This is a genomic window from Synechococcus sp. UW140 (assembly GCF_900474295.1).
Lineage (GTDB): Bacteria > Cyanobacteriota > Cyanobacteriia > PCC-6307 > Cyanobiaceae > Synechococcus_C.
Genome location: NZ_UCOB01000016.1, coordinates 1 through 7,627, shown reverse-complemented (window position 1 = coordinate 7,627; position 7,627 = coordinate 1). Strand labels below are relative to the sequence as shown.

The window sequence follows — 7,627 nt, the reverse complement described above, 5'->3', positions numbered from 1 at the left end:
TAGCGACAGAATCACAGCCGCCGGCACGGCCAAAGCTGTTGTAGGGATTGGCTTGCGCAGCAGGGCCTGCAACGCTCATCAAGGTGGCACCAGCGGCGAGGGAGGCAGCAGCGGCGGCGATGGTTTTGATCGTGGTCATTGCTCTGATGGGGGTGATGAGTGAGGTGGGATCGCTCCCTCCGATGCATTCACCATCTCCGCTTTCAGCTCTGCAGCTGATGACCTCCATCCCCTCCTGCTGTGCGCTTGCTCACAACTGCGCAAACGCCAGTTAGCGGCTTGGCTCACAGCGCTTGAACACGTTGATCTATACGACGTCGATGCAAGCAAAAACCCCGTTTGGATCGGGGGGTGACGGATCGGCAGATCGCACCACCAGAACCAGTGAGCCGATGCAGAGCTAATCAGACTCTTGCTTCGATTTCTTTCGTTGCCCCCGTGAGACGGCATCACAGAGAAAGGCGCTGTAGAAGGCGAAGGCGGTCACCCCACCGATTTCGCGTAGCCCAGGAGCCTGAGAGAACAAAGAAGGCTGCGATGGCATCCTGCGAGCCTCAACCAATCCACCCACCATGAAGCCAGCGGCGAAAACGACAAACACGGCACCAGGAACAAACCACAGGTTGATCAGATCCCTCTCACTGAAACGGTTCTTGGCCACAGATCCTTGAAGTCAGTGTCTTGTCACTCTGTCAGAGATATTGCAGGAAGAACCTCTCCAGCGCGATGACTCCTTCGCCAAGCGAAGATCACCGATTGAGGCTCTTGCCTCAGCCATCCCCCTTACATTGTTGTGAGAGAGCTGTTCAGACCGTAGGGCTGCTGAAATGGCATCGAGCCCATCTTGCTCGCACCCTTATGGATGATCTGAACCACATCCACACCGACGGTCCTTTTAAAGGATGGTCCCGGAAAATGGTCCTCGACGAGATTGCCAAAGAGTACGGGGCCTGGACCTACTACGACGAGGTAACGGTGATTGCTGGCGGTCAGAAATGGACCGTGCCCAAAGGGAAACCGCTTGAAGCAAAAACAGGATCTCCTCCGAACGCAAAAAAAAGCTACTTACCACGAGGCGTTGGAACCCGTTTCAGCTCTTGATCCCGATCCAGCTGAACGCTTAGTCCTAATCAGCAGAGAAACAACAACTCAGAGAGCAATAGATCACTTATGGCGTGAAGCCAACAACAACACGAAGAGACGACTGATCAACAGTAATCAACTTAAAATTAAAACAAAGTCCATCACCAGTCACCGTCAACCCGATCGCGATCATCGCCCACTCGCGACCAGCACCCTCCAGCGCAAGACCATCAAGAATCTGGTGATGGCATGCACAACCGACCGGCCACAATCCGAACCAGACATCACATCCAAACACGCCTGAAGCGAAACCATCAGACCTGAGCCAAAAACAGGAGATCGCTTGTTGGTCTATTCAATCAAACGAGGGAGCATCACTCGCGAACAAGCCAACCGACAGTCAGGTCATCTGGATCACTTTGAAGATAAATATACCCACGAGCATCTGCACCAGAGCGATCGGCAACAATCAGTGCATCGTAGTGATATCGATTCCCTTTGCTATCGACTTCCCTAAGGGAACCCCAACAACTATTTGGGGCCATTGTCAAGCGACCACGATAAGAAGCCTCTTCACTTTTACCATGATAACTCGAGAGCGCCACACCATCAACCGCACCATTATTCCACTGCTCCCTTTGTATTACCACATTGGGATACCACTCTCCGCGCTGTTGACTCAAACCCATTTGTTGACTTAGCACAACACCATTCAAGCTTGAACTTTTGCATAAACCAGTCTCCATAGACATCCAGCGAAGGCTCAGAACATCGCTTTGATGACGAAGCAAACTGTAGACAGGCCGACCATCGCGATCGACGACCACCTCAGCTTCTTCCTGACCCCAAGGCATGTGACGCTCAACCGTCACAACACAGCCAGAGCTGGCGCGGCGCCTGCCCTGATAAGGAGATCGGCGTTCTTCTCGGCCGACTCGCTCAATCAGCACACCCTCCACCAAACCGCTACTCAGCCAACGTTCTTCCATCAGGCGCGCAGTGGGAACACTGTCCCCAGAACTTTTCCCTTCAATCCACCCTTTACCCCAGACCGCATAATGTCCATTGCTGAGCTCGGGACAAGCCTCCTCCGCCGCCTCAACCTGAATCGCTCCAAAAACAATGTTCAGAGCGAGGGGACCGAGCATCAAAAGTGCGGCACGCATCACGTCGTTCATACATCTATTCCCAGACATAGACAGCAATGCCCTGACCTGTCAGCACAACGGATGGAGACAGATACACAAATACTTGATCATGCCTACGCAAGACTCCAAGACTTCCACCTCCAAGCAGCCGCAGGATCAACATCACTCCCAGAGCAGCTTATGCGCCAAATCACAAAGCTCTCCAAGCCCAATCGATTAGCCATAGATGCCAACGAACACCTCAGGCCATGAGTCAAAGAAGAAGCCATTGACTTCAATCTTCTCCAATCACAAATAGCCAGCAAATGAAAGGTATATCTGGAGAACAACTGATTCAATTGCCCCAGCATTCGCTAGTCGCCATCCTCAGATTCACGCACCTCCAGTGATCAACAGCTGTTTTTATAGACAACAAAGCACAAGGACTATATGACGAAAGGCTGGATCGACAAAGCATTTTGCGCGCATATCGCTCTACTCCACCCCACTCAAAGCCCAGCCAATGAGCCCCAAACAGCAGAACCAAAAAGAGGGATGAAAACACAATCGATTCGAGTCGAGCACTTTATTTTTCAACTTTCATTCAAAGCAAGTCTTGGTGAGACAAGGCCACATCAGGCAGACATGCCAGGCTGGGAATTTAAGTGGTGAATTGGATTGACCTCCACAAATCCAGGCGTTTCTGGGGAGCCACTATCGCCACAACGCATCAACCTGCGCAATGACCTGAAGGGCAAAAATCAGACGCAGTCACATCCAGCTACAGACCAGCGGGAATCAGTCACCTCCTCGCCGCCAAAAGCCAGCACTCTCGAAGCGTACTGACGAACAAGTCATGCCCAAAAGAATCATCGCGTTGTGCTTGCTCCTGGCCTCGTCGGCTTCCCCTGCGATGGCTCATCATCGCCATCAACGCGTGTCGTACCACCGGGATGGTGGCCGCCACCATCGGCCAGATCGCTACGTCGAACGAACCGTCGTGAGGAGGTATAGGCAGCCTGCGGAAACAACCGTTGTGACGACCTACGAGCATCCAAACGTTGACAGAGTTGTCAAGCGAACAGTCGTGACCAGGCATCGGTACCCGCTTGAGCGGAGGGAGTATCGAACTGAGCAACGGCATCACCGCACAATCCACGCCTACAACCGCGACGCATATCACCGGTCCAGGACTTATCCAAGCCAGCCGTATGGCACCCCAGTGAGCAATCAAGACACCAACAGTTGTGTCGAGGGCAGCGTGATTGGAGGGCTGTTGGGGGCTGGCTTAGGCGCAGTGCTGTCAAGGGGAGAAGGACGATGGATTGGCGTTCCTCTTGGTGGCGCTGCTGGTGCGTTGGTCGGCTGTCAAGTTGATGGAGGTTGATGCGCAATGCAGCACGAGACCTCTGTAAAGGCTGCCCTGCAAGGGCAGCAACACTGACCGAGACGACCTCTATGACGCTGAGCCTTCCCAGTCATTGAGGGCAAAAGAGGGCATGAAGGTGAGACAGTTCAGTGCGATCGATGCCAATGTCACTTCAAACCTGCGCATGTGAGCCCTGTGGCTGCAGCGTGTCTCGCGAATCAGCCGTCAAAAAAGACGGTGAACTGTCTTGCTCTCAACCATGTGCTGATGGGCATGCAGACGATGAAAGCTGCTGCACTACTTGCGGTTGTTGCTGAATTCAAGCCCCCGCTCCTGGCCGGTCGAGGGCTTGCACTTGGCTGCCTTCACAGTGGCCCGTTGCTTTGCCCCTGAGTAGTAGAGCCAGTCCAGAGGTAGAAGCAGCGTGCTGACGCTGCTGGCTTCCGTTGACGCTTTGGCCCAGCAGTCCACCACCATTAGGGCCTCGACCACCGATGGCCTCCAAATCACAGCCACCAGCAACGCTCACAGGGCCTAGAAAGATTAACTTTCATTGGCAGGCCCCGACTTTTGAAATTGCACCTCTATAAAAGATAAATGCTGCTTTAACCAGAATCCCTTGAAAAAGCCTGACATTCCTATCAATGAAGAGGACAGGCTTAATGCACTTGCCGAATACAGGATTCTAGGCACAAAGCCAGAACAAGCCTATGACGACATCACAAAGATCGCATCTCTTGTATGCAACGCGCCAATATCACTATTAAGCTTGGTAGACGCTGATCGCCAGTGGTTTAAATCAAAAGTTGGTGTCGAGGCAGAGGAAACGCCTAGAGATTGGTCTTTCTGCGCCCATGCGATTCACTCTCCCGATCCCTTAATCGTTTCAGACGCTCTGCTTGATGAACGATTTAGAGAAAACCCTTTAGTTTGCGGAGACCCTAAAATCAGGCTCTACGCAGGGTTCCCGCTACAAAGCAGCGAGTCTTTGCGCATTGGCACATTGTGCATCATTGACAGGGAGCCTGGGAGCTTGTCCGACAAACAATGCTCCATTATGAATGCGCTTGCGCGACAAGTTGTGGCCTTTCTAGAGCTTCGCAAAAGATCAATCAAATTAGTCGAATCCTTCTACTCATTGCAAAACTCTTCAGGCCTAATCTCGACATGCTCTTATTGTAGAAAAGTCAAAGATGGCCTGGGAAGCTGGGGCTATTTGGATCAATTCTTATCTAAGCACTCTAGCCTAAAGTTCTCCCATGGCATTTGCGATTCATGCATGGAAGAGCATTTTCCGGACGTACTAGAAGTTTGGCGGACCGAAAAAAGTACAGATCAAGCAATCACCAAAAACTAGCTTCTAGTCCAAAGGCAAAACAAGCAAAGTTCGGCTGAAAGATATTCAACCGAAGCCGGAGACTGGCGCAGAAGCAAAGCTTCTGGCAATCAGTAGTTCACGACCTTGAGCGGTGACATTCCGCCAGAACATGTGAGCTTGGCCTGGGAAGTCAAGGGGGTACTGCATGCGGCGAGAGTCCTGACTCCGCCACATTCATCACCAACTGTAAGCGGCTTCAGGCACGGAGACGAGTGCTTGAACTTGAGGTGAAAGCGCAGAAGATTGGACTCGCGGTTGCAAACTCCCCGTCTCTATGCTGAGCGTGGAGACGACGGGTGCCTCACTTCGGAGAGGCCCTTTTCTCTACTCGCGGTTGGGAAATTGATTAGCCATAATTCCGCCGGTGACTGGGCTTCTCCACTCTCAGTCACTAGAAGTAGAGGGGATGTATCTCTATCCCCTCCTTCTTTAACTCGCGGTTCTTTTGAGCAGTAGCCAGAATAGTTAAGGTGACATGCTGACAGCTGTTCGTCACCAATACGGGGGAGACGTGGTTGTACTCCCTCCTTTCTTCTTTGCAATTTTCCAACACAGCTCGCAGTTTGCCTTCAAACTTGCCAGTATAATTATGGTGGCTTTGGTAGGTCTAAGCCATCAATACCGGAGAGGTTCGCTATTGGAGATGGCCTTTCCCTTTTCTATTCTTCCGCACCTTCATCCACTAACAAAGCCACTCCTGCGAAGGGTAATAAAAGCATGGCAAAACTGATGGAGAGAGCGATGCAATCGACAAAAGCCATTGATCTCTCAACGCTGATTGATGTATTTGGTCAAGGTCGAGTCTACCCACTGCGTTAAGCCATCTATCAGCGCCTAGAACTAAGCGAGAAGCTTTGCGATTTGATCAGACATCATGCATTGAGACGGCGGATGATCAGATCAGCGTTCCGAAAGGTGGTGATAAAAGCTGTAAGCCAAGACCCAATCAATGGCCTCAGGCCAAGTAGACAATCGTGCTGGACAGCGACACCTGCCTGATCTCAATCGCCGAGAATGCGCTTGAGTAAAGCCGACTGATGGAGGAAACCTAAATCTGCTTGCGGGCCGTAACGGCAAAGAACGGTTCACCCTTGCCTCCCATCAACCCCATGAGGCCGCCTGTTTTAGTTTCTTCAGCTAAGACCTTCACATCACCCCATCCGTTCGCTTGAAGAACGGTGCCAACGTAATCAAGGTGTTCACGATCATCGCCATCGGTCCAGACCTGCGGAGCTTTAGCAAAAAACATGCGGTTGGAGAAGGCCACGATCGCAGTCCCGTTCGTGCGTGTCACTCGCAGCATCTCGGCTGCCACTTCCTCAGGCCTCGTCCAATATTGCCAAGCTGCTACTACCACGCAAACATCAACGAAGCCCTCCTGGAGCGGCAAGGTTGGATCCCGGTTGAAGTCCTGAACAAAATAGCTGTCGAGCCTCGGGTTCGCCGTGAGTTCAGCCTCATTCATTCCGTGGCCAATAACCCTCTCGTAGCGAACGTTATCGGGAAGGTGACTAACCCAGCTTGAACCAAGGTCGAGAACTGTCGCGCAGGACGGAATCTGCTCTCTGTAGAACTCAGTCAGGCGAGCACGAAAGCCGTCATCAAGGTGCTGAACGAAGCGTGGATTCTGGTAGAAAATATGATCTGGTTCTTGATCGAGTTTGAAGCGCTGAGCGTCTGTGAGGACCTTAGTAAACATCTGGAGAGCTGAACGTAAGAATTATTTTGGTCAACGAGAATGCTGAGCGTTAGGACTGTACATAGAACACAGACTTGAAACGAGTCGCTGGGATAGAGGCATCTCCAATGAGTCAGTAGCCCAGAACAAAAATTGAAGCCCAGACCAGGTATCAAGGCTGAGCTTCACGTAGACCTATGCGCCTGCCCGCAACGACAGAGCAGCGTTCATTCGCCTTTCTTCGTTGTCGAGGAAATCAGCCCACATACCAACGAGGAAGCTGAGAGTTAACAATGATCGGACCTGGTCTTTTGAACCTGGCTTCGAATACTTGAAGTCCATGAACATCCGGTCGGCAGCCGACTTTTGCTCTTGACAGCGCGCGTCTATAGACATGATTCAGGCTTTGGCTTGAGCATTTTTGATAACGGGTAGGTCTGTGGGCTGCGCTAGCACGTAAACGACTGCGGCTGAAATGACAGTCGTGAAGGCGATCAGCCCAAAAATGGCGGCGGAATAGTCAGTCATCGAGGCGCTGTGCGACGGTATATGAAGAATTGTAGCCCGTTTGTATCGAAATGTAAAGAGGTGCGATCGCGGTGCTGCGATCATCCGTGATGAGAGCTCTTTAGTTGCGAGAGCTTCCTTCGGTGATCGACGCGGTCAATCTGGCCTTGAAAGCGGCCATCCATTCAAAATCAGATGCACTCGGAGCCACTGAACTGGCTATGGCAATAAGAACTCCAAGCCCCGCCCTAAGGGGGTTTTTGCGAAGTACTGGTAGCTCCGGTCAAGTTGTTGAGGGCCAAGTGCAAGACCCCGCTACTGGCGAAGCGGGGTCTTGCACTTGGCTGCCTTCAGAGCCGTCCGTTGCTTTGAGCCTCAGCGGTAGACCGGCTGCACGTAACCGGAGTGCTGCTGGTAGCTGCTCTGCTGCTGATAGCCATAAGCAGGCTGGTGATACACCGGAGCCTGAGGCGCAGGGGCGTAGT

General features: G+C 52.2%; 10 protein-coding genes and 1 pseudogene. 4 read left to right on the top strand and 7 right to left on the bottom strand.

Annotated elements, in window-relative coordinates; translation table 11 throughout:
• Both DXY10_RS06860 and DXY10_RS06855 read right to left on the bottom strand, forming a co-directional pair.
• Positions 1–229: hypothetical protein (locus tag DXY10_RS06860; RefSeq protein ID WP_371411129.1), on the bottom strand; the 229-nt coding region annotated here is incomplete at its 3' end.
• Positions 230–400: 171 nt separating this feature from the next.
• Entirely contained in the window at positions 401–661 is a 261-nt protein-coding gene (locus DXY10_RS06855; protein WP_115017680.1) for a hypothetical protein, read from the bottom strand.
• A 197-nt stretch (positions 662–858) separates the two neighbouring features.
• Here DXY10_RS06855 and DXY10_RS14260 point away from each other — a divergent pair, with 197 nt between their 5' ends.
• The gene (locus DXY10_RS14260; RefSeq protein WP_136989105.1) at positions 859–1,101 is read left to right on the top strand and encodes a hypothetical protein; all 243 of its coding nucleotides are present in this window, start codon (positions 859–861) and stop codon (positions 1,099–1,101) included.
• Between the two features lie 356 nt (positions 1,102–1,457).
• On the opposite strand, the gene DXY10_RS06845 is transcribed toward DXY10_RS14260, so the two are convergent.
• Positions 1,458–2,249: a hypothetical protein gene (locus tag DXY10_RS06845; RefSeq protein WP_136989102.1), complete on the bottom strand. Its 792-nt coding sequence runs from the start codon at positions 2,247–2,249 to the stop codon at positions 1,458–1,460.
• A gap of 1,034 nt (positions 2,250–3,283) precedes the next feature.
• Positions 3,284–3,412, bottom strand: coding sequence for a hypothetical protein (locus DXY10_RS15010; RefSeq protein WP_256359475.1), 129 nt, complete (start codon positions 3,410–3,412; stop codon positions 3,284–3,286).
• A 26-nt stretch (positions 3,413–3,438) separates the two neighbouring features.
• On the opposite strand from DXY10_RS15010, the pseudogene DXY10_RS14875 reads away from it, so the two are divergent.
• A pseudogene (locus DXY10_RS14875) lies at positions 3,439–3,597 on the top strand (glycine zipper 2TM domain-containing protein); the annotation flags it as partial.
• A 140-nt stretch (positions 3,598–3,737) separates the two neighbouring features.
• The gene (locus DXY10_RS06835) at positions 3,738–3,896 is read left to right on the top strand and encodes a metallothionein (protein ID WP_115017672.1); all 159 of its coding nucleotides are present in this window, start codon (positions 3,738–3,740) and stop codon (positions 3,894–3,896) included.
• Here the strand turns inward: DXY10_RS06835 and DXY10_RS06830 are convergent.
• Positions 3,877–4,095, bottom strand: a complete 219-nt coding sequence (locus DXY10_RS06830; protein WP_136989100.1) for a hypothetical protein — start codon at positions 4,093–4,095, stop codon at positions 3,877–3,879. The two genes, DXY10_RS06835 and DXY10_RS06830, sit on opposite strands and share 20 nt — an antisense overlap.
• A 103-nt stretch (positions 4,096–4,198) precedes the next feature.
• Between DXY10_RS06830 and DXY10_RS06825 the strand changes: the two genes are divergently transcribed.
• Positions 4,199–4,936, top strand: coding sequence for a GAF domain-containing protein (locus DXY10_RS06825; RefSeq protein WP_115017669.1), 738 nt, complete (start codon positions 4,199–4,201; stop codon positions 4,934–4,936).
• 1,069 nt (positions 4,937–6,005) lie between these two features.
• On the opposite strand, the gene DXY10_RS06820 is transcribed toward DXY10_RS06825, so the two are convergent.
• The gene (locus DXY10_RS06820) at positions 6,006–6,656 is read right to left on the bottom strand and encodes a methyltransferase domain-containing protein (RefSeq protein WP_115017666.1); all 651 of its coding nucleotides are present in this window, start codon (positions 6,654–6,656) and stop codon (positions 6,006–6,008) included.
• A gap of 378 nt (positions 6,657–7,034) precedes the next feature.
• The gene (locus tag DXY10_RS15005) at positions 7,035–7,163 is read right to left on the bottom strand and encodes a hypothetical protein (protein ID WP_256359474.1); all 129 of its coding nucleotides are present in this window, start codon (positions 7,161–7,163) and stop codon (positions 7,035–7,037) included.
• Positions 7,164–7,627: the final 464 nt, after the last annotated feature.

Bases quoted from the DNA above. Each gene is read 5' to 3' on its own strand.
- DXY10_RS06835 (WP_115017672.1), top strand. From the start codon at position 3,738: ATGCCAATGTCACTTCAAACCTGCGCATGTGAGCCCTGTGGCTGCAGC.
- DXY10_RS06820 (WP_115017666.1), bottom strand. From the start codon at position 6,656: ATGTTTACTAAGGTCCTCACAGACGCTCAGCGCTTCAAACTCGATCAA.
- DXY10_RS06845 (WP_136989102.1), bottom strand. From the start codon at position 2,249: ATGCGTGCCGCACTTTTGATGCTCGGTCCCCTCGCTCTGAACATTGTT.
- DXY10_RS14260 (WP_136989105.1), top strand. From the start codon at position 859: ATGGATGATCTGAACCACATCCACACCGACGGTCCTTTTAAAGGATGG.
- DXY10_RS15005 (WP_256359474.1), bottom strand. From the start codon at position 7,163: ATGACTGACTATTCCGCCGCCATTTTTGGGCTGATCGCCTTCACGACT.